Consider the following 26,745-nt stretch of genomic DNA (forward strand, 5'->3'; position numbering starts at 1 on the left):
GGATATGCCGACCCACGAAGTCTTCAACCAGGCGCCACCACTGATCCCCTTCGATGCCGCGCGCAACCCCGCGCTGCTGGAAGGTCTGCACCGCGAAGGCGCGGGCTGGGCCGAAGCCGAAGTGCGCGAACTCGGCGCGCTGGCAGGCGGTTTCGCGGCGCAGGAGTGGGGCAGACTCGCCAACGAGTACCCGCCGGTGCTGCACACCCACGACCGGTGGGGCAATCGTGTCGACGAGGTGGAATTCCACCCGCACTGGCACGACCTGATGAATGTCGCGGTGACACATGGGCTGCACGGTTCGCCGTGGCTGGACGAGCGGCCCGGCGCGCACACCGCGCGCGCCGCCAAGTTCTACACCTGGGGCGCCGCCGACGCCGGACACATGTGCCCGATCTCGATGACCTACGCGGTGGTGCCCGCGCTGCGCCACAACCCCGAACTGGCGGCCCGCTTCGAGCCGCTGCTCGGCTCGCGCACCTACGATTTCGGCTTGCGTGAACCATCGACCAAGGCCGGTCTCATCGCGGGCATGTCGATGACGGAGAAGCAGGGCGGCTCCGACGTCCGGGCCAACACCACCACTGCCACACCACAACCCGATGGCTCGTACCGCATCGTCGGGCACAAGTGGTTCACCTCGGCGCCCATGTCGGATATGTTCCTCACGCTCGCGCAGGCCCCGGGCGGCCTGTCGTGTTTCCTGCTGCCCCGGGTACTGCCCGACGGCACCCGCAACCCCCTCCGCATCCAGCGGCTGAAAGACAAGCTGGGCAACAAGTCCAACGCGTCCTCGGAGCTCGAATACGAGAACGCCACCGGCTGGCTCGTCGGCGCCGAGGGGGCAGGCGTGAAGACGATCATCGAGATGGTCAACATGACCCGTCTCGACTGCGTGATCGGCTCGGCCACCGGCATGCGGCTCGGCGCGGTCACCGCGATCCACCACGCCCGCCACCGAAAAGCCTTCGGCGCCGAGCTGATCGACCAGCCCGCCATGCGCAATGTGCTGGCCGACCTTGTCATCGAATCGGATGCCGCGACCACGGTGATGATGCGACTGGCCGGGGCCACCGACCGTGCGGGCAGCGATCCGGCCGAGGCCGCGCTGCGCCGGATCGCGCTCGCCATCACCAAGTACTGGGTCTGCAAGCGTGCTCCCGCCCACGCCGCCGAAGCACTGGAATGCCTGGGCGGCAACGGCTATGCCGAGGAGTCGGGCATGCCGCGGCTGTATCGCGAGGCGCCGCTGATGTCGATCTGGGAAGGGTCGGGCAATGTGGCGGCGCTGGACGCGTTGCGCGCCATGGGACGTCAGCCCGAGACGGTCGAGGCCTATTTCGCCGAGGTCGGACTCGCCCGCGGCGCCGATGCGCGCCTCGACGACGCGATCGACCGGGTGGGCAAGGAACTCACGGACCTGTCCGATATCGAATATCGTGCCCGCCGCGTCGTGGAACTGATGGCACTCGTCCTGCAGGGCGCACAGTTGGTGCGGCACGGGCATCCCGCCGTCGCGGATGCCTTCTGCGCCACCCGACTCGGCGCCGACTGGGGCATCGCCTTCGGCACGCTGCCCGTCGGCGTCGACACCGGTGCGATCCTCGAGCGAGGCTTCGTCGACGTTCGCTGAGTCCGTCTTGTCATCGCGTGCTGCCACCCGGTGCGTAGGGTAGGCCCGTGACCTGGGCGAACGAGGTGCTGTCGGTGGGCGAACTGGCGCAACGGGTCCCGGTGCGTCATGAGCGGTTTCTGCTGGGGATCGCCGGGCCGCCGGGAGCCGGGAAATCGACACTGGCGCAGCGGCTTCGCGTCGAGCTGTGCCGGTCAGGGCGGCCCGCGGCGGTGGCGCCGATGGATGGCTATCACCTGCGAAACGAGGTGTTGCGGGCGCGGAACGCCCTGGCGCGCAAGGGTGAGCCGGATACCTTCGATGCGGGCGGGTTCGTCGCGGATCTGCGGTTGCTGCGGGAAGCGCCGGTCGGAGCGCCGGTGCCGTGGCCGCTGTTCGATCGCGCGATCGACGAGCCGACCGATGGCGGTGTTGTCGTGTGTGACGAGCGGGTGGTCGTCATCGAGGGCAACTATCTGCTGCTGACCGAGACCGAGGCACCGGGTTGGGCGGATGTCCGCGGGCTGCTCGACGCGTGCTGGTACCTGGACGCGCCGCGGCAGGTGCTCACCGAACGACTCATGGACCGGCACACCGCGGGCGGGCGAACACCGGACCAGGCGCAGGAGAAGGTGCTGGGGAGCGATCTGCGCAACGCCGATCTCATCGCGGCGAGCAGGAACCGCGCTGACCACGTGTTGACCGCGGTGGGGGACGGCTATCGCGTGACCTGATTCGTGTCGAACGGCGCGTGTGGCACGGAAATCGGCAGCTTCGGGGCAATCATGGAGTGATGACGCGAGGTCGGCGGTTCCCCGGGCATGCGATGCGCAACGGCGCGGCGGCGTTGTGCGCGGTGCTGTTGTACTACAGCGTGCCGGTGGGCTGGATGTTCGAGCTCGACGCGTGGCCGGGGCGGTTGGTAGGGGTGGTCCTCTTCGCCGGCGGGATCGCGGGGCTGGGCTGGCTGGTCTGGCGGCGGATCGACAACTATCTGCGGGAGCCGACCGCCGCGGGAGCACAGGTCGACGGATTGCTGCTGCTCGTATGCATCGTCGGTGTGGTGTTCGCCCTGTTCTACTACCGCTTGCAGCAGCTTCATCCGGATCAGTTCGCCGGGCTCGAAACTCGCACCGACGCACTGTATTACACGCTCGTCACCCTCGGCACCGTCGGATTCGGCGACGTGCACGCCGTCGGTCAGGCCGCGCGCATCGCCACGATGGTGCAGATCGTGTTCGACCTGGTGGTGCTCGGCACCCTGCTCACCATCATCACTACCAGCGTGACCGGCCGGATCCAGGCCGCGACCCGTGCCGCGCACAAGGTCAGCGGCGATGCGCCCGATACCACTCGATGAGCTCGTCGGTCGACGAATCGCCCACCGACACCGGCTTTTCCGGTCCGCTCAGCAGCGGCATCAGGGCGAGCGCCTGCTGCTTGCCCAGCTCGACACCCCACTGGTCGAAACTGTCGACACCCCAGATGATGCCCTCGACGAACACCTGGTGCTCGTAGAGCGCGATCAGCTGACCCAGCGCCGACGGCGTGAGCTCCGCCGCCAGGATCGTGGTGCTGGGCCGATTGCCCGGCATCACCTTGTGCGGCACCAGTTCCGGGTCGGTGCCCTCGGCGCGGATCTCCTCGGCGGTCTTGCCGAACGCCAGCACCTTCGACTGCGCGAACAGGTTGCTGATCAGGATGTCCTGCATGCTGCCGGTGCCGTCGCGGGTCGGCAGGTCGTCGGTGGACCTGGCGAAGCCGAGGAAATCGGCGGGGATCAGGCGGGTGCCCTGGTGGAGGAGCTGGTAAAAGGCGTGCTGGCCGTTGGTACCCGGCTCGCCCCAGAAGATCTCGCCGGTCGACGAGGTGACCGGGGTGCCGTCGGCGCGGACCGACTTGCCGTTGGACTCCATCGTCAATTGCTGGAGGTAGGCGGGGAATCGGGCCATGTCATTCGAATAGGGCAGGACCACACGGGATTCCGCGCCGAAGAAATTCGAGTACCAGACACCGAGCATCGCCAGCAGGACCGGCGCGTTCTCCGCCAGCGGCGCGGTGGCGAAATGCTTGTCTATGGCGTGCATTCCGCTGAGGAATTCCGCGAACTGCTCTTTGCCGATGGTCACCATCACCGAGAGGCCGATCGCCGAATCCACCGAGTAACGGCCGCCGACCCAATCCCAGAAGCCGAACATGTGCGCGGTGTCGATGCCGAAGGCAGCCACGCGTTCCGCGTTCGTCGACACCGCGACGAAATGCTTGGCGACCGCTTCCTCACCGAGCGCGTCGACCAGCCAGCGGCGCGCGGCGGTGGCGTTGGTGAGGGTTTCCAGCGTGGAGAACGTCTTGGACGCGACAATGAACAAGGTGGTGGCCGGGTCGAGGCCGGTGAGCTTGGCGACCAGATCGGCCGGGTCGACATTCGAGACGAAACGGGCGCCGATGCCCGCGTCGACGTAGTGGCGCAGTGCGCGATACACCATGTCGGGGCCCAGATCCGAGCCACCGATGCCGATATTGACGATGGTCTCGATGCGTTCGCCGGTCGCGCCGCGCCACACGCCCGAGCGCACGGAATCAGCGAATTCGCCCATCCGCCGCAGGACGTCGTGCACTTCTGCATCGGCGTCGGTGCCGTCGATGCAGAGCTGGTCGCCGACCGGTAGGCGCAGGGCGATATGGCCGACCGCGCGATCCTCGGAGGTGTTGATGTGCTGGCCCGCGTACATCGCGTCGCGGCGTTGCGGCACACCCGCCGTGTGCGCGAGATCGACGAGCAGGCGCAGGGTTTCGCGGGTCACGCGATGTTTGCTGTAGTCGATGTGCAGGTCCGCCACCTGCATCGTCAGCTCGCGACCGCGTGCCGGGTCATCGGCGAACAGCTGCCTCAGGTGCATCGGCGCAACGGTGCGGTGATTGCTGTGCAGTGCCTGCCAGGCCGCCGACGCGGTGATGTCGCTGCTGCTCACGAGCCGAGGGTACCGCGTTACCGGCGGGCAGGCGCGCGGGTGTCGACGACCCCGACAAGCCACCGGTACGGTCTGGGAGTGTGCCGGGCACGAGGCCCCACCGCCTCCCACTGCCGCGCACGCGACGCAGGGCCGAGAGCTGCCAGTCGAGCTCCCGGACGACGCGCTACATTCTCGGAGAGGCGGGACAGTGTCTGAACGCGATGTACTCGAATTCGTACCCAAGGGTTTGTGGATCGGCTCCGGGCCCGTCGACGCCACCGGGGGTGGCACTTTCGACGTACACAATCCGGCCGATGGGACGGTGATCGCGCAGGTCGCCGACGCGACTCCCGAGGACGCGATGCGGGCGCTGGACGCGGCAGTCGCGGCGGGACCGGCGTGGGCGGCGACGCCGTCGCGGGAGCGGGGCGAGATCCTGCGGACGGTGTTCGAGCAGCTCACCGCGCGAGCGGAGGAATTCGCGCTGCTGATGACGCTCGAGATGGGCAAGGCACTGTCGGAGAGCCGCAACGAGGTGCGCTACGGCGCCGAGTTCTTCCGCTGGAACAGCGAAGAGGCCGTGCGGATCCACGGGCGGTATCTGAACGCGCCGTCGGGAACCGGGCGGATCATGGTCGCCAAGCAGCCGGTGGGTCCGTGCCTGGCGATCACGCCGTGGAATTTCCCGCTGGCCATGGGCACCCGCAAGATCGGGCCCGCGCTGGCGGCGGGCTGCACGATGATCGTCAAGCCCGCCTCGGCGACGCCGCTGACCATGCTGGCGCTGGCCGAGCTCTGTAGCGAGGCAGGCCTGCCCGACGGGGTGCTGTCGGTGATCACCACCCAGCGTTCCGGGGCCGTCACGGGCCCGCTGATCGACGATCCGCGGCTGCGCAAGCTCACCTTCACCGGCTCCACCGAAGTCGGTAAGAAGCTCGTTGCGGCGTCCGCGAACCGGCTGCTGCGCACGTCCATGGAATTGGGCGGCAACGCGCCGTTCGTCGTGTTCGACGATGCCGATATCGACGCCGCCGTGGCCGGTGCGATGCAGGCGAAGCTGCGCAACGGCGGCGAAGCCTGCACCGCCGCCAACCGGTTCTACGTCCAGCGCGGTGTGGTCGCCGAGTTCACCGAGAAGTTCGTCGCCGCGATGGCAGACACCGTCGTGATGGGCCCCGGCACCGACGCCGCGACCACCCTCGGCCCATTGGTGAGCGAGGATCAGCGCGAGATCGTGAGCGACCTGGTCGACGATGCTGTCGCCGTGGGCGCGCGAGCGTTGATCGGCGGCAAGGTTCCCGGCGGTCCAGGGTGGTATTACCCCGCCACGATCCTGGGCGATGTCCCGCCGTCCGCCCGCATCCTGCGCGAGGAAGTGTTCGGTCCGGTCGCCCCGATCGTCGCGTTCGACACCGACGAGGAGGGCGTCGCCGCCGCGAACGACACCGAATACGGTCTGGTCAGCTACGTGTTCACCCGAGATCTCGACCGTGCGCTGCGCATCTCGGAGGCGATGGAGAGCGGCATGGTGGGCGTGAACCGTGGCGTCATCTCCGACCCCGCCGCCCCGTTCGGCGGCGTCAAGGAATCGGGCTTCGGTCGCGAGGGCGGCACCGAGGGCATCGAGGAATACCTGAACACCAAATACATCGCCCTGACCTGAGCCGGACAGAAAAATAACCGCCCCGGGGATGGTGTCGCACCCGGGGCGGCTTTTCGGAAGCGGCGAACTGGCTGGTCCGCCGCATGGTTTGTGGTCTGGGGGCTAGCGGCCGAGACGGCCGCGGCCGAGGCGGAGCAGGAGCATGGCGAGGGTGTGGCCCTCCTGGCCCAGCTCACTGAAGCGCTCGAGAACTTTCATCTCACGGCTGTGGACCAGGCGCGTACCACCGGAGGCCATCCGGGTGCGGCCGATGATCCGGGAGATCTCGCTGCGGCGTTTGATCGCGGCGAGGATCGTGGCATCGAGCTGATCGATCTCGAGGCGGAGCTTGTCGATCTCAGCTTCGGACTGCGGCAAGGCCGAATCGGAGCCGGTGGTCGTAGCAGGGGTGCTCATCATTCATCTCCTCGTGTCAGAACTTGGATCGGTCAAACCGAACGGCCTGTTACCCGATCTGTTCCGTCACCCTGAAACTTTTCCCGATGGGCAGTACTGGATCCCCCCGGGAGTGCGCGATCAGTACTCCCCGCCACGATATCGGATCGGCTGCCGACCCGGACATGCGGAGAAGCGCTGACCATGTGGCTCAGTCTGCCACGGGGCGCTAGGTAGGCAAAACAGTTCTGTTTGTGAATTCGCTGAGAACGTTCACCAAGCGTCGCCCGCGTCGACCTGGCCGGGTTCACCGGAAGTTTGCCCGGCTGTCGCTGTCCGGTCATCGTGGTAGCGGCAGTTCGCGGCTTGTCGGTGCCCGCCGGTAGCGTGGACACACGATGGATATCACGGTCGCTCCCCACGCCTCAGCCACCGATCCCAGCGAACCCGCGCCCGCGGCGAAGGGTGCCGTGCCAGCGCCTCGGGACGGGGGTGGCACCGGCGTGTCCGCGCTGGCTCAGGCGGCGGCGAGAAACAGCGCCGACCAGTCACAGCGTCGTCAGGAGCGGGAACAACAGCGCGCCGAGGAGATCGAGCGTCTGCTCGACGGGCTCAACCCGCCCCAGCGTGCCGCGGTGATGCACGCGGGCTCCCCATTGCTGATCGTGGCGGGCGCGGGCTCGGGCAAGACCGCCGTGCTCACCCGCCGGATCGCCTATCTGCTCGCGGCGCGCGGCGTCCGCACCGGGGAGATCCTGGCCATCACCTTCACCAACAAGGCCGCCGCCGAGATGCGGGAACGGGTCGCCGGGCTGGTCGGTCCGCGGGCGGCCAGCATGTGGGTGTCGACCTTCCATTCCAGCTGTGTGCGCATTCTGCGGATGCAGGCGGCCCTGCTGCCCGGCCTGAATTCGAATTTCTCGATCTACGACGCCGACGATTCTCGTCGGTTGCTCACGATGATCAGTCGCGATTTCGAGATCGATACGAAGAAGTATTCGGCGCGTTTGCTGTCGACCGCCATTTCGAATCTGAAGAACGAACTGATCGGTCCGGAAAAGGCCGCCGCCGACGCCGAAGCCGACGACACCGAACTGCCCGCGCTGGTCGCCCGAGTCTACGCCGAGTACCAACGGCGACTGCGCACGGCCAACGCGATGGACTTCGACGATCTGATCGGCGAGACGGTGGCCCTGCTGCAGAACCATCCCCAGGTCGCCGAGTACTACCGGCGCCGGTTCCGGCACGTGCTGGTCGACGAGTACCAGGACACTAACCACGCCCAGTATGTGCTGGTGCGTGAGCTGGTGGGGCACCACAGTACGGCGCAGGAGCAGGCGGTCGAGCCGAGCGAGCTGTGTGTGGTCGGCGACGCCGATCAGTCCATCTACGCGTTCCGTGGCGCCACCATCCGCAACATCGAGGAATTCGAACGCGACTTCCCGGACGCGGAAACCATTCTGCTGGAACAGAACTACCGCTCCACCCAGCACATTCTGTCCGCCGCCAATGCGGTGATCGCGCGCAACGAGGGCAGGCGCGAGAAGAAACTGTGGACCGATTCCGGCGAAGGTGAACTGATCACCGGCTACGTCGCCGACAACGAGCACGACGAAGCGTCCTTCGTCGCCAAGGAGATCGATCGGCTCGTCGACACGGGCGAGGCCAACTACGGCGACGTGGCGGTGTTCTATCGCACCAACAACAATTCGCGTGCGCTGGAAGAGATCTTCATCCGCATGGGCCTGCCGTACAAGGTCGTCGGTGGTGTGCGGTTCTACGAGCGCAAAGAAGTGCGCGACGTGGTTGCCTACCTGCGCGTGCTGGAGAATCCCGAAGACGCGGTGAGTGTGCGCCGCGTTCTCAACACTCCACGTCGCGGGATCGGCGATCGTGCGGAGGCGTGCGTGGCAGTGCATGCCGAACAGCGCGGTATCGGTTTCGCCGCGGCGCTGCGTGATGCCGCCGAAGGCAAAGTCGCCCTGCTGAATACCCGCGCGCAGCGGGCCATCGCGGGATTCCTCGATCTGCTCGACGAGATCCGGGTGGCCGGAAAACGGGCCGACAGCGACTATCCCGATGTGGGCAATGTCGTCGAGGCGGTGCTCGACCGCACCGGATATCGCGGTGAATTGGAAGCCTCCGACGATCCGCAGGACGGTGCGCGGCTCGACAACCTCAACGAATTGGTCAGCGTCGCACGCGAATTCAGTTCCGAGGCATTCAACAACGCCGAGGCCGCCCGTGAGGAAGGGCTGGTGCCGGAGGCGGGCGACGGCGAACCCGAGCCAGGGTCGCTGGCTGCGTTCCTCGAGCGGGTGTCGCTGGTCGCCGATACGGATCAGATCCCCGATGAGGGCACCGGCGTGGTCACCATGATGACGCTGCACACAGCCAAGGGGCTGGAATTCCCGGTGGTCTTCGTGACCGGCTGGGAGGACGGGCAATTCCCGCACATGCGGGCGCTGGGGGACCCGAACGAGCTGGCCGAGGAACGTCGTCTGGCCTACGTGGGGATCACGCGGGCTCGCCAGCGGCTCTATCTCTCGCGCGCTGTGGTGCGGTCGGGCTGGGGGCAGCCGGTGTCGAACCCGGAATCCCGTTTCCTGCAGGAGATCCCGCAGCATCTGCTGGATTGGCGCAGATTGGAGCCGGTTGTCTCGCCGGTGCAGCGCGGGCGGCGCCGGGGTGAGGACAGCGGGTTCGATCGGGATTGGACCAGTGGGAGCGGCTGGGATCAGCGGCCGGGTGTGCGTGGTGGATCCGGCGAGCGCCGGCCCGCGCCGGGCGGGGCGGTGAAGCGGAACAACACCGAACTGGTTCTTGCCGTGGGGGATCGGGTTACCGATGACAAGTACGGGTTGGGGCGGGTTGTGGCCGCCGATGGGGTGGGGCCGTTGGCTACGGTGACCATCGACTTCGGGTCGGCGGGCAAGATTCGGCTGATTCCGCAGTTCAGCCGGACGATTGTGAAGTTGTGATGGTGGACCCCCGCCCACGCTCCCGGCATGCGGAGCGTGGGCGCAGGTCGGGTCAGTGGGGCAACAGGTCTGTCAGGGCCTCGTCGAGGGTGGGGTAGCGGAAGTCGAAGCCGGCCTTGTGGAGGACTTCGGAGGTGGCGTGGCGGCCGGTGAGGCCGAGTGCTGGGTCGGTGCGGAGGAAGACGGCGCCGACGGTGAGCACGGCCTTCGGCGTGGGGGGTGATGGGGGGCGGTGCAGGATTCGGCGGAGGGTGGCCATGAGTTCGGTGTTGCGGACCGGGAATTCGGTGGCGGCCACGAGGATGCCGTCGGGGAGGGTGACGGAGGGGTCGAGGCCGAGGGAAGCGCGGACGATGGCCAGCCAGTCCTCGATGTGGATCCAGCTGAACCATTGATCGCCGGGGCCTACGCGGCCGCCGAGACCTGCCTTGGTGAGCTGGCCCAGGCGTTTGAGGGCGGGGGCGTCGGGGTCGAGGACGATGGAGGTGCGCAGGATCGTCCAGTGGTCGGCGCGAGCGGGGTCGAACGCCTCCTCCCATGGCTGGGCGACGCCGGTCATCTGCGGGAGGCCGACGGGCAGGGGAGTTGTTTCGGTGCACCGGGTTTCGCCCGCGTCGGACCAGATGGCCGTAGTGCTCGCCTGGACCCAGTAGTCGACGGGGGTGTCGCGCAGGCGGGCCGCAGCGACGAGAGCAGTGGTGGAATCGACTCGGCTGGAGCGCAATTCGGCGACATTGCGTTCGGTCGGCCTGCAGTCGACCAGTTTCCCGGCGAGGTTGATCACCGCGAGACGACCTGGTTCGCGCAGTTCGGCGGACCAGGAGCCGACCGAGCGGCCGTCCCACTCGGTCTGGCGGAACGGCAGATCCGGGTTGCGGCGGCGGGTCAGCAGGGTGACACGTTGTCCGCGGCAGGTCAGATCGGCGGCGATCTGGAGACCGAGCGCGCCGGTGCCACCGGCGATGACGACATTCAGCGCGTCGTCGACGGGAGCCAGTCCGGCCAGCCGGGCCAGCCGCGAGAAGTTCACGCGCGCATCGGTTTCGATGAACGGACGGACTACGGTGCGCGCCGCGGCGGCGGAAGGGCCGGTGAACCGCAGTTCCTGGGTGATCTCGGTGCCGCCGTCGCGCGGAGTCAACCGCCAGGTGAGGTGCATGGTGCCCGCGGGTTCGGGCTGCTCGATGCCGAGCTCACGATTCGGTTCGAACACGGTGACAGTGAACGGTTCCGCGAACCGCCCGTGAATTCGCGCGGAGACCTTGCCATCGGGGAGATAGTCGCCGGTGGCGCCGACGGCAACCGGCCCGTGCATCCGCACCGACCGCACCCCGGGGTTCCACTCCGGCCACTGCTCGAGATCCCCGAGCACCCCCCACACCAATTCCGGTGCGAGCCCGATGAACTGCGTGTACTTCGTCGTACCAGCCATAGCCGAAACGCTAACCCCGCCACCTGCTCAGGGGAAGCGTGCCGCTGGTCACGCAACAAGACCGTCCGCAAGCTGCCTCGATTACGCAACAGCCGGGCGAACGAAAGATGATCGGTCGTTTTCACCGACCACGCGTCGGCATCCCGACGGCAGTCACAGCAAGCCGACCAGTACTGAGGTCCGGCCTGAATTCATGGGAAGGCGGACCTGTTCTTGCCGGTGATCACTAATCGCGCTGAGCGCCGAGGCTGATGCCGCGGGTGGCCAGCCACGGGACCGGATCGATCTTGTCGGTGCCGTTGAGCCAGACCTCGAAGTGGCAGTGCGGGCCGGTGGAGAATCCGCGGTTGCCCATCGTGGCGATCTGGTCGCCCGCCATCACGCGCTCGCCCTGCGAGACCGTGGCGGTGTCGATGTGGCCGTAGATGGTGACGGTGCCGTCGTCGTGCAGGACACGGACCCACATGCCGAAACCGGACGCCGGGCCCGCTTCGATGATGGTGCCGTCGGCGACCGCGTAGATCGGGGTGCCGATCGGTCCCGCGACGTCGATGCCGAGGTGCTGGACGCCCCAGCGGGCGCCGAAACCGGAGGTGTAGTTGCCCGCGGCGAACTTGGTGAACAGGGGCCGCAGCTTGGCGGATTCCTGGGCGGCGAGGTCTTCGGCGAACTTGGCGCCCTTGGCCAGGATGTCGTCGAAGTGGTTCTTGTCGGCGATGGTGGTGGCGTCGAGTACCTGGGGTGCCGCGCCGGTGCCCGGGTCGCCGACGTCAGCCGTGCTCATGGACTGGGCGGCGATCTCGTGGACCTGACCCGCTGCCTCGTAATCGATACCGTGCGCGGGCTGGCCCGGATCGGCCATGGCCGCCTGACCTGCGGCGACAACCGCACCGGCGGCGACGGCGATGACCGCGGCGCGGCCCTTCAGGGCGGCGGGCGGTGCGGGGACGCGGTGTGCGCCACCACGCCGTTCGGCGCGGCGCGGCGCGGGGGATTCTTCCGCGGTGGTCTCTTCGGCCGCGGGCGCCCAGTCGGTGCCGTACGTGCCGGTGTCATAGGACTCGTCCGCGGTCCATTCGTCCTCGGCGGGCGTCCACGCCGCGTCGTCGGACCACGAGTTCTGGTCGCGCCACGCGTCGTCGGTCTGCGGCCATGCGGCGGCGGGAGCCCGGCGGGCCTGCGGATGCGACGTGTATTCGTCGGCGTACCGGTAACGGTGGCCGGAGTTGGTGCGATTTTCGACTGGAAGGGTGGAGCGGTGGTTCATCGGCCGTGCCGATTCGCCAGCTGTTCCAAGCGAGTACTGAAGTACCTCAAGCTTGTCGTCCTCCTCAGTCCTGACTTGCCAGTCGTGACCTGGTTGTCGTGACCTGGTTGTGACTTCGACCGCATTGACGGTAACGAAGCGATTGCAGAGTGGCAAGCGCTGGTTGAAAACCTACACGCGTGTGTGACATTCGTCACCGTAACGCCATGGAATATCTCACCGTTTTCCGGCATCTCGGGTGAGGTCTGTCGACGACATAACGTAGTAGATGCCGGGGGGTTCCGGTTTTAGGCGGCCCGACCTGCCAAGGCGTTGTGAAACATCCAAAAACTACTCGCCAGTAGCCTTGGCCAGCGGTTTTCCGGGGCTCCCGTTATGGGTCGTGACCTGCGCCACTTACTATGAACGTGGTCGTTTACCCCTCCCCGTGACTAGCTACAGTCCGATCCGACCCGCTACCGACGTCGGGCCGCCAACAAAGACGTTGTCATAGCAACGCAGACGAGACGGTGAGTACATGGATCTCTTCGAATATCAGGCGAAGGAGCTCTTCGTTAAGCACGGAGTGCCTTCGTCCGAGGGTCGTGTTTGCGACACGGCCGAAGAAGCACGCGCCATTGCCGAGGAAATCGGCAAGCCCGTGATGGTCAAGGCGCAGGTCAAGGTGGGCGGCCGCGGCAAGGCTGGCGGCGTCAAGTACGCGGCCACCCCGGAAGACGCGTTCACGCACGCGCAGAACATCCTCGGCCTCGACATCAAGGGCCACATCGTCAAGAAGCTCCTGGTCGCCGAGGCCAAGGACATCGCGGAGGAGTACTACATCTCCTTCCTGCTCGACCGCTCCAACCGCACCTACCTGGCCATGTGTTCGGTCGAGGGCGGCATGGAGATCGAAGAGGTCGCGGAGAAGACTCCCGAGCGCCTCGCCAAGATCGCCGTCGACGCCGTCAAGGGTGTCGACCTGGCCTTCGCCCGTGAGATCGCGGAGAAGGGCCACCTGCCCGCCGACGTGCTCGACGCCGCGGCCGTGACCATCCAGAAGCTGTGGGAGGTCTTCGTCAACGAGGACACCACCCTGGTCGAGGTCAACCCGCTGGTGCGCACTCCCAACGACGAGATCCTCGCCCTCGACGGCAAGGTCACCCTGGACGAGAACGCCGAGTACCGGCATCCCAACCACCTCGAGTTCGCCGACGTCGACGCGACCGACCCGCTCGAGCTCAAGGCCAAGGAAAACGACCTCAACTACGTCAAGCTCGACGGTGAGGTCGGCATCATCGGCAACGGCGCCGGTCTGGTCATGTCCACCCTGGACGTCGTCGCGTACGCCGGTGAGAACCACGGCGGCGTGAAGCCGGCCAACTTCCTCGACATCGGCGGCGGCGCTTCGGCTTCCGTGATGGCCGCGGGCCTGGACGTCATCCTGGGCGACGCGCAGGTCAAGAGCGTGTTCGTCAACGTCTTCGGTGGCATCACCGCCTGTGACGCGGTCGCCAACGGCATCGTGGGCGCCCTCGAGGTGCTCGGTGACGCGGCCACCAAGCCGCTGGTCGTTCGTCTGGACGGCAACAACGTCGTAGAGGGTCGCCGCATCCTCGCCGAGGCCAACCACCCGCTGGTGACGCTGGCCCAGACCATGGACGAGGGCGCCGACAAGGCCGCCGAACTCGCCTTCAGCGCCAAGTAAGGAACAGCGAACATGTCCATCTTCCTGAACAAGGACAACAAGGTCATCGTCCAGGGCATCACCGGCGGCGAGGGCACCAAGCACACCGCGCTGATGCTGAAGGCGGGCACCAACGTCGTCGGCGGCGTGAACGCGCGCAAGGCCGGCACCACGGTCAAGCACACCGACAAAGACGGCAACGAGATCGAGCTGCCCGTGTTCGCCTCCGTCGCCGAGGCGATCGAGAAGACCGGCGCCGACACCTCCATCGCGTTCGTGCCGCCCGCCTTCTCCAAGGACGCCATCATCGAGGCCATCGACGCGGAGATCCCGCTGCTGGTGGTCATCACCGAGGGCATCCCGGTGCAGGACTCCGCCTTCGCGTGGGCCTACAACGTCGAAAAGGGCGAGAAGACCCGCATCATCGGCCCGAACTGCCCCGGCATCATCACCCCCGGCGAGGCGCTGGTCGGCATCACCCCGAACAACATCACCGGCAAGGGCCCGATCGGCCTGGTGTCGAAGTCGGGCACCCTGACCTACCAGATGATGTACGAGCTGCGTGATTTCGGTTTCTCGACCGCGATCGGCATCGGCGGCGACCCGGTCATCGGCACCACCCACATCGACGCCATCGAGGCGTTCGAGAAGGACCCCGAGACCAAGATCATCGTCATGATCGGCGAGATCGGTGGCGACGCCGAAGAACGCGCGGCCGCGTACATCAAGGCCAACGTGACCAAGCCGGTCGTCGGCTACGTCGCCGGTTTCACCGCGCCCGAGGGTAAGACCATGGGCCACGCAGGCGCCATCGTCTCCAGTGGTGGCGGCACCGCGCAGGCCAAGCAGGAAGCGCTCGAGGCCGCAGGCGTGAAGGTCGGCAAGACGCCGTCCGCCACCGCCGCGCTCGCTCGCGAGATCCTGGAGAAGGCGTCCATCGCTTCTGCGTGATCTGAAATCTCACACTGTCGAAGGCCGCCTTCAGGTTTAACCTGGGCGGCCTTCGTCGATTCATCCACAGGCGGTGGTTTATCCACAGCCTGCATCGGTAGGTGATGACCGGGGCCGTGGCGTGCAGTAGCGTCAGGTATCGGATCAGGCACCAGTCAGTTCGACGCGACCGATGCGCACGACTCGACAAGGAGACGACGAGACATGTCATACCCGACCGGGGGCTCCGGGTACAACACACCCGCGACACCCGCCGCGCCTCAGGGCCCGAGTACCGGAGCCGCCGCGGCTTCGCCATCGACCGCGACCGGTTCGGATGGCAAAGGACTGCCGTTCATCCTGACCGCGGCCGCCGCCGGACTCGGCGTCGTCACCTTCCTCCTCGGCTTCGCGCCGTATGTCGGCTTCACCGCGCTGCGTGAGACCACCACCGGCAGCATGTTCGAGTCGAGCAGCGGCGCCCTCGCGACGCTGATCCTGGCCGCCGCCTTGCTGGCCGGGCTGTCGTTGCTACCCAAGCAGAACGTTCTCGGCGTCGCCGCGGCACTGGCCGTGGCCTCGTTCCTCGGCGTCGTGGTCTCGCTGATCAGCGTGGGCGAGGGCATGGAACTGCAGTGGGGCGCGTTCGCGGTGGCCGCGTTCTCGTTCATCGTCGCCGTGCTGCTGGTGCTGGCATTGCTGTTCGGGCTCGGCATCATCAAGGTGCCGGCGCCGAAACCGGCCCAGCCGCAACAGCAGCAGAACCAGTACGGCCAGTACGCCCAGCAGGGTTACGGCCAGCAGGGCTACGGCCAGAGCACCGGCCAGCAGCCCTACGGGCAGACCGGTTACGGCCAGGCCCAGACCGGTGGGCAGTACCCGACGCAGTCGCCGTCGCCGTACGGCCAGCAGAGCCAGCCGTCGGTGCCGCAGGCGCAGCAGCCGACCTACGGCCAGCCGGGCCAGCAGTCCTACGGTCAGCCGGCACAGCAGTCGCCGTACGGCCAGCAGTACGGTGCCCCGCAGGCGCAGCAGCAGCCCTCGCCGTATGGTGCGGCGCCGCAGGCACAGCCGCGTCCCGACGAGAGCGCGACGCAGACGTTCGGCGGGCAGCAGCAGGGCCAGCCGTTCGGTGCGCCGACCTACGGTGGCGCACAGCCGTCGTCGCCCGGTCAGCCGCAGCCGTTCGGTGGCGAGCAGACCGCCGACCCGGCGGCCGATGCGACCACCGCGTTCCGTCCGAACGACGACAACAAGTAAAACCGACGGCTGCCGCACGGTGGTTCAGGTTCGATCGCGAGCCCACAGGTACGCCTGTGGGCTCGCGGCGCGCCTGACCCGCGGCCGCCGGGGAAGCTGCCACGCTGAATTGTCATGAGCTCCCGTAACGCCCTCGTGCGCCGGACCTCCGGGTCACGCGGCACCGGGGAGACAGTCGCCGCATCACCGCCCGGGCAGGAGCCCGGCTGGTGGTCGCTCTCGCCCGAGCGGGCGCGAACCCTGCTGCTGGTCGCGGCGAGGCCGACGATCACCGCCTTGGCGGCGACGGTGCTGCTCGTCCTCGTGGTCATGCTCACCACCGGCACCGATCTCACCAGTGCGCCCGCCGCGGTCGCCGCGACGTGGCTTGCCGCCCACCAGGTTCCGCTCACGGTCGGCAGGACGACCCTCGGCCTGCTGCCGCTGGCGCCGACGGCCGTGCTGGTCTGGCTGGCCGCCCGCGAATGCGCGCGGGCCGTTCCGAACCGCCCGACTCCCGTCGAGCTGGGCTGGTTGACCGGTGCCGTGCTGGCCGGACCGCTGCTGATGACAGCCGTCTGCCTCGCGGTCACCGGCGATGCCGCGGGTGTCACCCCGCTCGAATCCTCGGGTCCGATCGCGGCGTTCGGCTGGGTGTTCGTGCTGTATCTGTTCGCGGCCGCCGCCGGGATCGCCGGCCGGGCGTGGAGTTCGGTGTGCGCGCTGGTGCCGATCGAGATCCCGGAATGGGCGGTCCTCGGCGCCCGCGCGGCGCGTCGCACCGTGTTGCGCATGCTCGGCTGCGCCGTGCTGGCCACCGTGATCTCCTTCTTCGCGCATCTGTCCCGGCTCGACGGTGCCTTCCAGCAGGCCCACAACGTCACCGACGTGCTGGGTATGACCTTGCTTTCCCTGCTCTATCTGCCGAATGTGGTGATCGGCGCGGCGGGGATCCTCAGCGGCGCCGCGGTGCTGTTCGGAGCGGGCTCGGTCGGGCTGTTCGGCGTGACCGGCGGGCACATGCCGGTGCTGCCCGCGCTGATCCCCGTGCCGGAAGGCCCCGCGTCCCCGTGGTGGGCGGCGCTGCTGCTGGTCCCGCTCGCCGTCGGCGTGCTCGGCGGGATCGAACTCGGCCGCACCAGCGATGACCGGCCCGGCGCGCCGTGGGCGACGCTCACCTGCGCCGCGCTGTCCACGCTGACGTTCCTGATGCTCGCGATCCTCGGCAGCGGTCAGCTCGGCGCCGTCGGGTGGGTGGGCGTCGATCTGCTGATGCTGGTCGTGCTGATGGTCACCTGGTTCGGTTTCGGCGGCTTCGTCGGCATGGTGTTCGCCCGCCGCTTCCTGGCACCGACCGCGCCGGCCGAGGTGTACGACGACTACGACGACGCAGACGACTACGAGGACTACGACTACTACGACGAGGACGAGTACGACGACGAGGACGACGATCCCGACGAGTACGCCGATGCTGTCGAATACGACGATCCCGCAGTCGAAGTCGACGGCGAACTGGTCGAGGACTTCGACGACGACCTCGAAGTGAGCATCGCCGCGCCCGGCTCGACCGACGAGCCCGCCGACGACATCGTCGACGTCGAAGTGGTCGAGTCGGACCTGCCGGACGAGGACAAGACCCCCGGTCGCTAAGCTCGACCCGGCGCCTGTCGCCATCGCCGCCGCCCGATCACACGCAGGAGTAGAGCGCTGACGTCCTCGTTTGCCCCGTGGAAGCCCGCCAGAACACCGGCCACCGTCGTCGTTCTGGCCTCGGGCACCGGCTCGCTGCTCAACGCACTGCTGGCCGCCGCACGCGAGCCCGGCTACCCGGCGCAGATCGTGGCCGTCGGTGTCGACCGGGACTGCCCGGCCACCGCGCACGCCGAGGCCGCCGGTGTGCCGCACTTCAAGGTGGGGCTCAAAGACTATTCCGACCGGGACGCCTGGAACGTCGCCCTCACCGAGGCCGTCGACGCGCACAAGCCCGATCTGGTGGTCCTGGCCGGCTTCATGAAAATCCTCGGCCCCGCGTTCATGGAACGTTTCGGCGGTCGTCTCATCAACACCCATCCCGCGCTGCTGCCGTCGTTCCCCGGCGCGCACGGGGTGCGTGACGCGCTCGCCTACGGCGTCAAGGTCACCGGCTGCACCGTGCACCTGGTCGACGCGGGCGTGGACACCGGCCCGGTCCTCGCGCAGGAAGCGGTCGCCGTGATGCCCGGCGACGACGAGGACACGCTGCAGGAGCGCATCAAGGTTGTCGAGCGACGGTTACTGGCGGAGGTCATCGCCGCCGTCGCGACGCGAGGCATTGTCTCCGACGGACGAAAGGCAGAAATACCAGTGAGCGAGCACGCCGGTGAGTGAACGTAAGGCGATCCAGAGGGCGCTGGTGAGCGTCTACGACAAGACCGGGCTCGTCGAGCTCGCCACCGGGCTGCACGCGGCCGGTGTGGAGCTGGTGTCGACGGGGTCAACCGCGGGCAAGATCGCCGAGGCCGGGATTCCGGTCACCAAGGTCGAGGATCTGACCGGGTTCCCGGAGACCCTTGACGGCCGGGTCAAGACGCTGCATCCGCGCGTGCACGCGGGCATCCTGGCCGACACCCGTCGTGCCGAGCATGTCGAGCAGCTCGTGGAACTCGGTGTCGAGGCGTTCCAGCTGGTGGTGGTGAACCTGTACCCGTTCACCCAGACCGTGGCCAGTGGCGCGAGCGTGGACGAGTGCGTCGAGCAGATCGATATCGGCGGGCCGTCGATGGTGCGTGCCGCGGCGAAGAATCACCCGTCGGTGGGTGTGGTCGTCGACGTCACCGACTACGACGACGTGCTCGCCGCGGTGAAGTCCGGCGGGTTCACCCTCGCCGAGCGGACCGCGCTGGCCGCCAAGGCCTTCCAGCACACCGCGAGCTACGACGTGGCCGTCGCGAGCTGGATGGGCTCGGTCGCCGTGCCCGCCGTCGCCGAGGAGACCGAGCAGTTCCCCGGCTGGGTCGCCGGTTCGTGGGAGCGCGCCGCGGTGCTGCGCTACGGCGAGAACCCGCACCAGGCCGCCGCGCTGTACACCAGCAACGACGGCACGGTCGGGATCGCGCAGGCGAAGCAGTTGCACGGCAAGGAGATGTCGTACAACAACTACACCGACGGTGACGCCGCCTGGCGGGCCGCGTTCGACTTCGACGAGCCCGCGGTCGCGGTGATCAAGCACGCCAACCCGTGTGGCATCGCCGTGGCGGGCGATATCGCCGAGGCGCACCGCAAGGCGCATGCCACCGACCCGGTGAGTGCCTACGGTGGCGTGATCGCGGCCAACCGTGAGGTGAGCGTCGAGATGGCCGAGCAGGTCGCCGAGATCTTCACCGAGGTGATCATCGCCCCCGGGTACGCGGCCGGTGCCGTGGAAGTGTTGCAGCGCAAGAAGAACGTGCGCGTGCTGGTGGCCGACGCGCCGCAGCGCAAGGGCGTGGAGCTGCGCCCGATCAGCGGCGGTGCGCTGCTGCAGGACCGCGACGTTCTCGATGCCGAGGGCGATGATCCGGTCAACTGGACTCTCGCCGCGGGCGACCCGGCCGACGTCACCACCCTGGCCGACCTCGAATTCGCCTGGCGCGCATGCCGTTCGGTGAAGTCGAACGCGATCCTGCTCGCCGAGGACGGCGCCGCGGTCGGCGTCGGCATGGGCCAGGTCAACCGTGTCGATTCCTGCAAGCTCGCCGTCGAGCGCGCGGGTGAGCGTGCGAAGGGTTCCGTCGCCGCCTCCGACGCCTTCTTCCCGTTCTCGGACGGGCCGGAGATCCTGGTGGCCGCGGGTGTTCGCGCGATCGTGCAGCCCGGCGGTTCGATCCGCGACAAGGACACCATCGAACTCTGCAAGGAAGCCGGCGTCACCCTGTACCTGACGGGCGCACGTCACTTCGCTCACTGAGTCCGAACCCGAAACGGGTGCCGCGCCGAATCCTCGGTGCGGCACCCGTTTCGGCTATCCGGCGTCGACTACCTCGCGGCTGCCCAGCGGGGAACTCAAGGGGATTTCCAAGGTGCCGAAGACGGCGTTCATGGTGCACATCTTGTTCACGGAGTCCGCTCGGGTCCCGGAGCGCAGGGATACGGTGACCACCTCGGCGGTTTCGGTGACGGAGGCGTCCACGGCGTAGCACTCGGGGTTGCCGGTCTGGAAGTTGACGCTGATCTTGTTCTCGCTCAGCCGGTTCCAGGACGTGAACGGGATCGGGTGCGGGTTGACGAGGGTGGGATCCGCGGTGAAGGGCTGCCCGATGCCGGGGTTCGGGTCTTCGGGCCGGGTGTTCGTGGTCGACGTATTCGGTTGGGGCGCAGCATCATCCGAGGATCCGCAGGCGGTGAGCGGTGCGATCAGCACGGCCACGGCTGCCGCGGCGGCGGTGTAGCGCGACATCGTTCTCATGGTGTCGACCCTAGACGGCGCGGCCCGGCCGTGAACTTTCCGCGAACCCTGCGCATAACTCCTCCATTTCCCGGCCGCGGCGACTACATTCGGCTTCGATGCGGCTCTGCGGCAATCGGCCGGCATCTTCTGTTGGGCTGAAGCAATTGGCGATCTTCGAAAGGAACAACGTGGCCGACACGCTGCGCGTAGGCGAAGAACTGGGACTGGGGCAGTCCCTGACCGGCGGTGCGTACACCCTGGCTCTGCAGCCGGATGGCAACCTGGTGCTGACCGAGCCCGACGGCAATGTCGTCTGGGCCGCCATGACGCACGGGCAGGACGCGCAGCGCGCGGCCCTGCAGCACGACGGCGACTTCGTCGTCTACAGCGGTGGCGGCGCGCGTATCTGGGCGACCGACACCAGCGGCAAGAACGTCGAGAAGCTGGTCGTGCAGCCCGACCGCAACGTGGTGCTCTACGGCACCGACGGCTCGGTCGCGTGGGCCACCGCCACCAATACCGACAACCCGCTGCCCGCGCCGGAGCCGGTCGCGGCGGCCCCGATCGCCGAGGAGGTCCCGCCGCCGCCGGCCGCGCAGACCTACACGGTCGAGTCGGGCGACACCCTGTGGGCGATCTCGGAGCGCTTCTACGGTGACGGCAACCGCTACCAGGAGATCGCCGCGGCCTCCGGTATCGACAATCCGGATCTGATCAACGCCGGTCAGGTACTGACCATCCCGTAAGGCGCAGACGAAAGTGGCCCCGAGGCAACAGCTTCGGGGCCATTCTCGTGTTCACGGCGCTACTTGGTGGTGGTGAACGGCAGCAACGCCATCTCGCGCGCGTTCTTCACCGCGACGGCGACCTGACGCTGCTGCTGCGGGGTCAGGCCGGTGACGCGGCGGCTGCGGATCTTGCCGCGATCGGAGATGAAGGTCCGCAGCAGGTTGACGTCTTTGTAGTCGACGTACTCGATGCCCGCGGCGATCAGCGGATTCTTCTTCGGCTTACGCCCCTGGTCGGCGCGTGCCTTCTTGGACGGTGCTCGCTTCACTGCCATGGGATATTCCTTCTCACGAATCAGTTTGGGGAGTCTCTACCAGCTCGATTTGTGGACCCCGGGAAGCTCACCCCGATGGGCCATCTCGCGCACACGAACACGGGAGAGGCCGAACTTGCGGAGATAGCCGCGTGGGCGGCCGTCAGCAGCGTCCCGATTGCGCAATCGTACCGGACTGGCATTGCGTGGCTGGTTGCGCAGTTCGGCCTGGGCGGCCGAGCGTTCGGCCTCGCCGGTGCTCGGCTTGCGGATGATCTCCTTGAGCTCGGCGCGCCGGGCCGCGAACCGTTCGACGATCTCGCGCCGCTGCTCGTTGCGGGCGATCTTGGATTTCTTCGCCATCAGCGCTCTTCCCGGAAGTCGACGTGGCGGCGCACGACGGGGTCGTACTTGCGCAGAACCAGCCGGTCGGGGTCGTTGCGGCGGTTCTTGCGGGTGACGTAGGTGAAGCCGGTGTCCGCGCTGGACTTCAGCTTGACGATCGGCCGGATATCGGTCGCTTTCGAGGCCATGTTCAGCTCCTAGATCTTGTCCCCACGAGCGCGGATGCGGGCCACCACGGCCTCGATCCCGTCGCGGTCGATGGTCTTGATGCCCTTGGTGGAGACCGTCAGCGTGATGCGGCGGCCCTCGCTGGGCAGGTAGTAGGTCTTGTGCTGGATGTTGGGGTTCCAGCGTCGGTTGGTGCGCCGGTGCGAGTGGGAGACGGCTTTTCCGAAGCCGGGCTTGCGACCGGTGACCTGGCAGTGGGCCGACATGCGACCTCCTTCCATGGTTATGACAACCATTTTCGACAACGATTATTCCGCACTGTACAGTCGCCGTGAGGTAAATGAAAATCATTGTCGAAAGGGGTATCGGGTGCTGGACCAGTCAGACCGGAGAACGCCCGTGGTGCTGCTGGCCGGCTTCTCCGGACCCGCCATGGGCGGCGTCGAGCACATCGCGGCGACGCTGAGCGAGGACGCGGGCACCGTGGTGGTGCATCACGACCTCGCCGAGCTACGTGAAGGCGTGGTGCGGCGCACGGTGCGGACCGCGGGCAACGTGAGCACCACGGTGCTCGAACTGGCGCACGGGTGCGTGTCGTGCACGTTGCGCGCCGATCTGCTGCCGATGCTGTGCACGCTCGCCACCCGCGATCACGTCGAGCGGATCGTGCTCGCGCTGGATCCCGGCATCGAGGCGGAGGCGCTGTGCCACGCGATCGAGCATGTCGAGGTCAGCGGGGTGGCCGATCGTGTCGACGGGCCCGCGGGCCGCAGCGTGCGGATCGAAGCCGTGCTGACCTGCCTGGACGGGCAGCAGTGGCTCGCCGATGCCACCGGTGACGAGGTGCTGGCCGATCGCGGGCTCGCCTCGGCCGACGACGAGCGCACGGTCGCGCAGGTGGCTGTCGGCCAGGTCGACTTCGCCGACGCGCTGGTGGTACTCACCGCGGGCGCCGACGCGCTCGATCACGAGCGGCTGGCAGCCGTGCTCGCCCGCCTCGCACCCGCGGCGCCGGTCGCCTGGCTGCCCGACCTGTCCGGCTTCGACGCCATCGAGATCGGTGCGCTGCTGACCCGCGTGCCCGCGGACTCACGCCGGGGCCGGATCTTCGACGCGCACGCACCGCTGCTGCGGGGACAGCCGCCGCTGAGCACCGACTGCGGCGTCTCGATCGTCGAATTCGCCGCGCGCAGGCCGTTTCATCCCGAGCGGCTGCACGAAGCCCTCGACGTACTCCTCGACGGCGTGGTCACCGCCCGCGGCCGGATCTGGCTGGCGACCCAGCCCGACCACGTGGTCTGGCTCGAGTCGGCCGGTGGCGGGCTGCGGGTCGGCGGCGCCGGTCGCTGGCTGGCCGCGATGAGCGCCGAGGAACAGGCCGGCGCCGACCCGGATCGGCGGGCGATGGGCGCGCTGGGCTGGGACGAGCGATTCGGCGATCGCGATGTGTCGCTGGTGATCCTGGCTCACGACGCGGACCCCGCCGAGATCCGGCACGCCCTGCACTGGGCGCTGGTCGAGGACGACGAACTGCTGCTCGTCGACCGGGCGCCGGAACGAGTCGCGTTGTGGGAGGACCCCTTCGGCGACTGGCATCAAGATCCCTGCGCCGATCCCACCGAGGCAACGGCCTCGGCGAGCGAGCGCACAAACCCGAGAGGAGAAACGGCATGAAAGCGGACATCCACCCCGACTACCACCCCGTCGTGTTCGAGGACGCGAGCACCGGCAAGCAGTTCCTGACCAGGTCGACCGCGAACAGCGACCGCACGATCGAATGGGCCGACGGGAACACCTACCCGCTCATGCTGGTCGACGTGACCTCGGATTCGCACCCGTTCTGGACGGGCACCGCCCGCAACCTCGACACCCAGGGCCGGGTCGAGAAGTTCGAGCGCAAGTACGGAAAGCGCTCGCGCGCAGGCAAGGAAGGCTGAATCATGGCGGTCCCCAAGCGCAGAATGTCGCGCTCGAACACCCGAAGCAGACGCGCGCAGTGGAAAGCGGAAGTCCCGCAGCTGGTCCCGGTGACAGTGGGCGGTGTCGAGTACCGAGTGCCACGCCGTATCGTCAACGCCGTCCGCAAGGGCATGATCGACCCCGCCCGGCTCTGACGCCGACGACAACGGCCTGCCGGAACCGCCCGGCAGGCCGTTGCCTGTCTCTACCGCCCTGGGTTTGCGGCCCGCGTCATCCTTCTCGTTCGGCCAGCGCTACGAGGGTCGCGGCGAGCTGGAAGAACTTGTTGTTGCCCAGGTCGGCGATGGTCTTGATCTTCAGCGCCTCGAGCAGTTGCTTGTCGTGCGCCTCGGTGAGGCCGGCCAGCGCCGACGGGGGCGCGGCGAGAATTTCGGCGAGCGTCTTGTTCTCGAATTCCTTGTCGAGGACTTTGTCGAGCACCACGTTGACGGCCATGCGAACTCCTTCGAACGAACCTTGGATGTGCCGGGCGAGACGGATGCGCCCATCAGCGACCATAACTCGGTTGGCGCACCAGGTGGTGGGCTTCCGGGGGCTCGGCGGTTCGTTCTGCCCTGCCATCTGTCCAGGGGACTTACTGCGGTGCTGTTCTGCCTGTTCAGGGCCCTAGGGGAGGGTGTGGGGCAACCGCCCCGTTAACCGTGTGATGCATGCCACTTGGCAGGAACGCGCGCAAGGGCTTGCGGGGTATTTGCTGACGGTCGAATTACCAACTCTCGGTTTGTTTTTCGCCACAAGAAAATTCCCGAACCACTGATGCGGAGTCCCTCACAGGTATGTACTCTCGTGCGGGAGGGCGGGTTCCCCGAGTATGGGGAACCCGCTCATCGCCACTTCAGAGGCGGTTTTCGCGGCAGTTCGCCGCAGGTTGCGAGAGCTCGGATCAGCGGGGCGGAAGACCGGAAATATTCCGACAAACCGGACGTTAGCTGGTTGCGGTCAACGGGCCGGAACGGGCTGACGCACCGGGACCGCGACATCGCGTCGATCCGGCGCCACCAGCACCGCGGTGATCGGCACGGTCAGGCCGAGCGCACCGATCACGAACATCGGGAACACCAGGTCGAACAGTGGCATCCCGGCCGGTGTCCGGATACCCGGATCGATCGAGAAGCTCAGCGCGGCGATGGCCGTGTAATACACCGCCGCGACGCCGAGCGCGAACAGCACCGACACCAGCACCCGCATCGGCACCCGCCGGACCACCTGCGATACCCACAGGGTCGCGGTGCACAGCGCCATCGACACCAGCACCGACACCCCGATGAGGCCGAGTGACTCGTCGACGGTGCCCTGCACGGCGAGCGCGTCGAGGGTCAGATAGGTCGACAGTCCGATGCTCAACCCCATCGTCAGCCCACCGATGATCAGCCGCGGCACCTGGGGGGTCCGGCCACTGATCAGCAATCCGGCCAGGACGCCGACCACCGCGATGGCCAGTGCCGCCGCACCGAGCGCGACGTTGTAGCGCATCGTGCTGTCGTTCACCCGCATCGCCAGCAGCGCGACGGAATTCGCCAGCCACAGCCCGACCCCGCCGAGCGAGACCGCGGCCATCGTCAGCCAGATCAGCCGGAACCGGATCGAGTACTTCGCATGCCGGATACAGGCGAACGCCACCAGCGCGCCGAGCGCCGACAGGTCCAACGCGAGCCACGCGATCCCGGTGCCGTGCGCGAATGTCTCGGCACCGGTCGCGGCGAGCAGATCAGGCACGCCTGCCCGCTCCTTCGAACTGCTGCGGCTCGAGCTGGGCGATGGCGTATTCGGTCACCGCCGCCAGTGCCTGACGGACCTCGACGGCATTGCGCGCGTCGATGTCGACGATCGGGATGCCCTCGCGCACCGAGAGCGCTTCGCGCAGTTCGGCGATGGGGAAGCGCGGAGCGTTGGGGAAGCGGTTCACCGCGATCAGGAACGGCAGTCCACGCGCCTCGAAGAAGTCGACGGCGGCGAAACTGTCTTCCAGCCTGCGGGTGTCGATCAGCACCACCGCGCCGATGGCGCCCCGGATCAGGTCGTCCCACATGAACCAGAAGCGCTTCTGGCCCGGGGTGCCGAACAGGTAGAGCACCAGGTTGCCGGGCAGCACGATGCGCCCGAAGTCCATGGCCACGGTGGTGGTTTCTTTTTCCGGCGTCTCGGCGAGATCGTCGATGCCGTCGGAGAAATGGGTCACCATCGCCTCGGTGCGCAGCGGCACGATCTCCGACACCGCACCGACGAAAGTCGTTTTACCGGCGCCGAATCCGCCCGCTACGACGATCTTGGTCGACGCGACCCGTTGTTCTTGTGCCGGCGGGCGCATGCCATCAGAGGCCACGGAGTCCACGCAAAGTCCTCTCCATCAGTGATCGGCGTTCGTCGTAGCTCGCCTGTTCGGTCAGCGTCGAATGCACTCGAAGAATCCCGCCCACTACGAGATCACCGATCATCACCCGGACCATACCCAGTGGGCGACCAAGGTATGCGGCAATCTCGACGACAGAAAGCCGATGTGTGGCAAGACGCACGATTTCGATCCGCAAATCGCCTGCGGACCAGTCGTTGTGCGCTGTATAAGATACCGTCTCGACGACCGCCTCCAAGGGCAGCGCGATCGCGGGCTCGGTGCGGCCGGAGGTCAGGGCATAGGGCCTGACCCGGGTAGTCGGCCGGTGATCGGATCCGTAAGGGCTCGACATCT

General features: G+C 67.6%; 28 protein-coding genes. 15 read left to right on the plus strand and 13 right to left on the minus strand.

Features of this window, described 5'->3' with window-relative positions:
- Positions 1 to 4: 4 nt before the first annotated feature.
- From ACWDXS_RS28565 to ACWDXS_RS28575, 3 genes are read left to right on the plus strand one after another with little or no spacing between them, the layout of a single operon-like run.
- Positions 5 to 1,633, plus strand: a complete 1,629-nt coding sequence (locus ACWDXS_RS28565; RefSeq protein ID WP_449970292.1) for an acyl-CoA dehydrogenase family protein — start codon at positions 5 to 7, stop codon at positions 1,631 to 1,633.
- Positions 1,634 to 1,680: 47 nt separating this feature from the next.
- Positions 1,681 to 2,346 carry a nucleoside/nucleotide kinase family protein gene (locus ACWDXS_RS28570; protein ID WP_449970295.1) on the plus strand — a complete coding sequence of 222 codons (666 nt, stop codon included), beginning with the start codon at positions 1,681 to 1,683 and terminating at the stop codon, positions 2,344 to 2,346.
- A gap of 59 nt (positions 2,347 to 2,405) precedes the next feature.
- Positions 2,406 to 2,972 carry a potassium channel family protein gene (locus tag ACWDXS_RS28575; RefSeq protein WP_378993286.1) on the plus strand — a complete coding sequence of 189 codons (567 nt, stop codon included), beginning with the start codon at positions 2,406 to 2,408 and terminating at the stop codon, positions 2,970 to 2,972.
- Here ACWDXS_RS28575 and pgi read toward each other — a convergent pair.
- Positions 2,941 to 4,584 (minus strand): glucose-6-phosphate isomerase, encoded by a 1,644-nt coding sequence (gene pgi / locus ACWDXS_RS28580; RefSeq protein ID WP_449970299.1) that lies wholly within the window; start codon positions 4,582 to 4,584, stop codon positions 2,941 to 2,943. The genes ACWDXS_RS28575 and pgi overlap by 32 nt on opposite strands.
- 190 nt (positions 4,585 to 4,774) lie before the next feature.
- Between pgi and ACWDXS_RS28585 the strand changes: the two genes are divergently transcribed.
- On the plus strand, positions 4,775 to 6,229 hold the full coding sequence (locus tag ACWDXS_RS28585; protein ID WP_378993284.1) for an NAD-dependent succinate-semialdehyde dehydrogenase: 1,455 nt from the start codon (positions 4,775 to 4,777) through the stop codon (positions 6,227 to 6,229).
- Positions 6,230 to 6,331: 102 nt separating this feature from the next.
- On the opposite strand, the gene ACWDXS_RS28590 is transcribed toward ACWDXS_RS28585, so the two are convergent.
- On the minus strand, positions 6,332 to 6,625 hold the full coding sequence (locus ACWDXS_RS28590) for a chorismate mutase (RefSeq protein WP_056816138.1): 294 nt from the start codon (positions 6,623 to 6,625) through the stop codon (positions 6,332 to 6,334).
- A gap of 377 nt (positions 6,626 to 7,002) precedes the next feature.
- Between ACWDXS_RS28590 and ACWDXS_RS28595 the strand changes: the two genes are divergently transcribed.
- A complete protein-coding gene (locus ACWDXS_RS28595) occupies positions 7,003 to 9,585 on the plus strand; it encodes a UvrD-helicase domain-containing protein (protein ID WP_378993282.1) in 2,583 nt (860 codons plus the stop codon).
- A gap of 52 nt (positions 9,586 to 9,637) precedes the next feature.
- On the opposite strand, the gene ACWDXS_RS28600 is transcribed toward ACWDXS_RS28595, so the two are convergent.
- Entirely contained in the window at positions 9,638 to 11,017 is a 1,380-nt protein-coding gene (locus ACWDXS_RS28600; protein ID WP_449970304.1) for a DUF1731 domain-containing protein, read from the minus strand.
- Between the two features lie 226 nt (positions 11,018 to 11,243).
- Positions 11,244 to 12,284: a M23 family metallopeptidase gene (locus ACWDXS_RS28605; protein ID WP_378993280.1), complete on the minus strand. Its 1,041-nt coding sequence runs from the start codon at positions 12,282 to 12,284 to the stop codon at positions 11,244 to 11,246.
- A 517-nt stretch (positions 12,285 to 12,801) separates the two neighbouring features.
- Here ACWDXS_RS28605 and sucC point away from each other — a divergent pair.
- The 6 genes from sucC (at position 12,802) to purH (ending at position 20,044) form a co-directional block, all read left to right on the plus strand.
- Positions 12,802 to 13,971 carry an ADP-forming succinate--CoA ligase subunit beta gene (gene sucC / locus ACWDXS_RS28610; RefSeq protein ID WP_449970307.1) on the plus strand — a complete coding sequence of 390 codons (1,170 nt, stop codon included), beginning with the start codon at positions 12,802 to 12,804 and terminating at the stop codon, positions 13,969 to 13,971.
- Between the two features lie 12 nt (positions 13,972 to 13,983).
- On the plus strand, positions 13,984 to 14,901 hold the full coding sequence (gene sucD, locus ACWDXS_RS28615) for a succinate--CoA ligase subunit alpha (RefSeq protein WP_378635903.1): 918 nt from the start codon (positions 13,984 to 13,986) through the stop codon (positions 14,899 to 14,901).
- Between the two features lie 204 nt (positions 14,902 to 15,105).
- Positions 15,106 to 16,140 carry a DUF5336 domain-containing protein gene (locus tag ACWDXS_RS28620; protein WP_449970311.1) on the plus strand — a complete coding sequence of 345 codons (1,035 nt, stop codon included), beginning with the start codon at positions 15,106 to 15,108 and terminating at the stop codon, positions 16,138 to 16,140.
- A gap of 114 nt (positions 16,141 to 16,254) precedes the next feature.
- Entirely contained in the window at positions 16,255 to 17,769 is a 1,515-nt protein-coding gene (locus tag ACWDXS_RS28625) for a cell division protein PerM (protein WP_449970314.1), read from the plus strand.
- Positions 17,770 to 17,805: 36 nt separating this feature from the next.
- Positions 17,806 to 18,486 (plus strand): phosphoribosylglycinamide formyltransferase, encoded by a 681-nt coding sequence (gene purN, locus ACWDXS_RS28630; protein ID WP_378636340.1) that lies wholly within the window; start codon positions 17,806 to 17,808, stop codon positions 18,484 to 18,486.
- Positions 18,479 to 20,044, plus strand: a complete 1,566-nt coding sequence (purH, locus tag ACWDXS_RS28635; RefSeq protein ID WP_449970317.1) for a bifunctional phosphoribosylaminoimidazolecarboxamide formyltransferase/IMP cyclohydrolase — start codon at positions 18,479 to 18,481, stop codon at positions 20,042 to 20,044. Before purN ends, purH begins: the two co-directional genes overlap by 8 nt.
- A gap of 54 nt (positions 20,045 to 20,098) precedes the next feature.
- Here purH and ACWDXS_RS28640 read toward each other — a convergent pair whose 3' ends face one another.
- A complete protein-coding gene (locus ACWDXS_RS28640; RefSeq protein ID WP_378993271.1) occupies positions 20,099 to 20,542 on the minus strand; it encodes a hypothetical protein in 444 nt (147 codons plus the stop codon).
- A 170-nt stretch (positions 20,543 to 20,712) separates the two neighbouring features.
- On the opposite strand from ACWDXS_RS28640, the gene ACWDXS_RS28645 reads away from it, so the two are divergent.
- Positions 20,713 to 21,270, plus strand: coding sequence for a LysM peptidoglycan-binding domain-containing protein (locus tag ACWDXS_RS28645; protein ID WP_378635915.1), 558 nt, complete (start codon positions 20,713 to 20,715; stop codon positions 21,268 to 21,270).
- A 59-nt stretch (positions 21,271 to 21,329) separates the two neighbouring features.
- Here ACWDXS_RS28645 and rpsR read toward each other — a convergent pair whose 3' ends face one another.
- The 4 genes from rpsR to rpmB are packed head-to-tail and all read right to left on the minus strand — an operon-like array spanning position 21,330 to position 22,345.
- Positions 21,330 to 21,587 carry a 30S ribosomal protein S18 gene (gene rpsR, locus ACWDXS_RS28650; RefSeq protein WP_067449582.1) on the minus strand — a complete coding sequence of 86 codons (258 nt, stop codon included), beginning with the start codon at positions 21,585 to 21,587 and terminating at the stop codon, positions 21,330 to 21,332.
- 36 nt (positions 21,588 to 21,623) lie between these two features.
- Positions 21,624 to 21,929, minus strand: a complete 306-nt coding sequence (rpsN, locus tag ACWDXS_RS28655) for a 30S ribosomal protein S14 (protein ID WP_378993269.1) — start codon at positions 21,927 to 21,929, stop codon at positions 21,624 to 21,626.
- Positions 21,929 to 22,099 (minus strand): 50S ribosomal protein L33, encoded by a 171-nt coding sequence (rpmG, locus tag ACWDXS_RS28660; protein WP_449970324.1) that lies wholly within the window; start codon positions 22,097 to 22,099, stop codon positions 21,929 to 21,931. The genes rpsN and rpmG overlap by 1 nt, the downstream gene beginning before the upstream one ends.
- A 9-nt stretch (positions 22,100 to 22,108) precedes the next feature.
- Positions 22,109 to 22,345 (minus strand): 50S ribosomal protein L28, encoded by a 237-nt coding sequence (gene rpmB / locus ACWDXS_RS28665; protein ID WP_194826729.1) that lies wholly within the window; start codon positions 22,343 to 22,345, stop codon positions 22,109 to 22,111.
- Positions 22,346 to 22,448: 103 nt separating this feature from the next.
- Here rpmB and mrf point away from each other — a divergent pair, with 103 nt between their 5' ends.
- From mrf to rpmF, 3 genes are read left to right on the plus strand one after another with little or no spacing between them, the layout of a single operon-like run.
- Positions 22,449 to 23,753, plus strand: coding sequence for a ribosome hibernation factor-recruiting GTPase MRF (gene mrf / locus ACWDXS_RS28670; protein WP_449970327.1), 1,305 nt, complete (start codon positions 22,449 to 22,451; stop codon positions 23,751 to 23,753).
- Positions 23,750 to 24,016, plus strand: coding sequence for a type B 50S ribosomal protein L31 (locus tag ACWDXS_RS28675; RefSeq protein WP_449970330.1), 267 nt, complete (start codon positions 23,750 to 23,752; stop codon positions 24,014 to 24,016). Before mrf ends, ACWDXS_RS28675 begins: the two co-directional genes overlap by 4 nt.
- Before the next feature lie 3 nt (positions 24,017 to 24,019).
- Entirely contained in the window at positions 24,020 to 24,193 is a 174-nt protein-coding gene (gene rpmF, locus ACWDXS_RS28680; RefSeq protein ID WP_378635926.1) for a 50S ribosomal protein L32, read from the plus strand.
- A 76-nt stretch (positions 24,194 to 24,269) separates the two neighbouring features.
- Here rpmF and ACWDXS_RS28685 read toward each other — a convergent pair whose 3' ends face one another.
- From ACWDXS_RS28685 to ACWDXS_RS28700, 4 genes are all read right to left on the minus strand, one after another.
- Positions 24,270 to 24,494 (minus strand): hypothetical protein, encoded by a 225-nt coding sequence (locus ACWDXS_RS28685; RefSeq protein WP_336084385.1) that lies wholly within the window; start codon positions 24,492 to 24,494, stop codon positions 24,270 to 24,272.
- A gap of 504 nt (positions 24,495 to 24,998) precedes the next feature.
- Positions 24,999 to 25,775 carry an MHYT domain-containing protein gene (locus ACWDXS_RS28690; RefSeq protein WP_378993267.1) on the minus strand — a complete coding sequence of 259 codons (777 nt, stop codon included), beginning with the start codon at positions 25,773 to 25,775 and terminating at the stop codon, positions 24,999 to 25,001.
- Complete coding sequence (locus ACWDXS_RS28695) at positions 25,768 to 26,367, minus strand: GTP-binding protein (protein WP_266295760.1); 600 nt, start codon at positions 26,365 to 26,367, stop codon at positions 25,768 to 25,770. The genes ACWDXS_RS28690 and ACWDXS_RS28695 overlap by 8 nt, the downstream gene beginning before the upstream one ends.
- Before the next feature lie 4 nt (positions 26,368 to 26,371).
- Positions 26,372 to 26,743, minus strand: a complete 372-nt coding sequence (locus tag ACWDXS_RS28700; protein ID WP_056813973.1) for a DUF742 domain-containing protein — start codon at positions 26,741 to 26,743, stop codon at positions 26,372 to 26,374.
- Between the last annotated feature and the right edge of the window lie 2 nt (positions 26,744 to 26,745).

The sequence above is a fragment of the Nocardia sp. NPDC003183 genome, assembly GCF_053590715.1.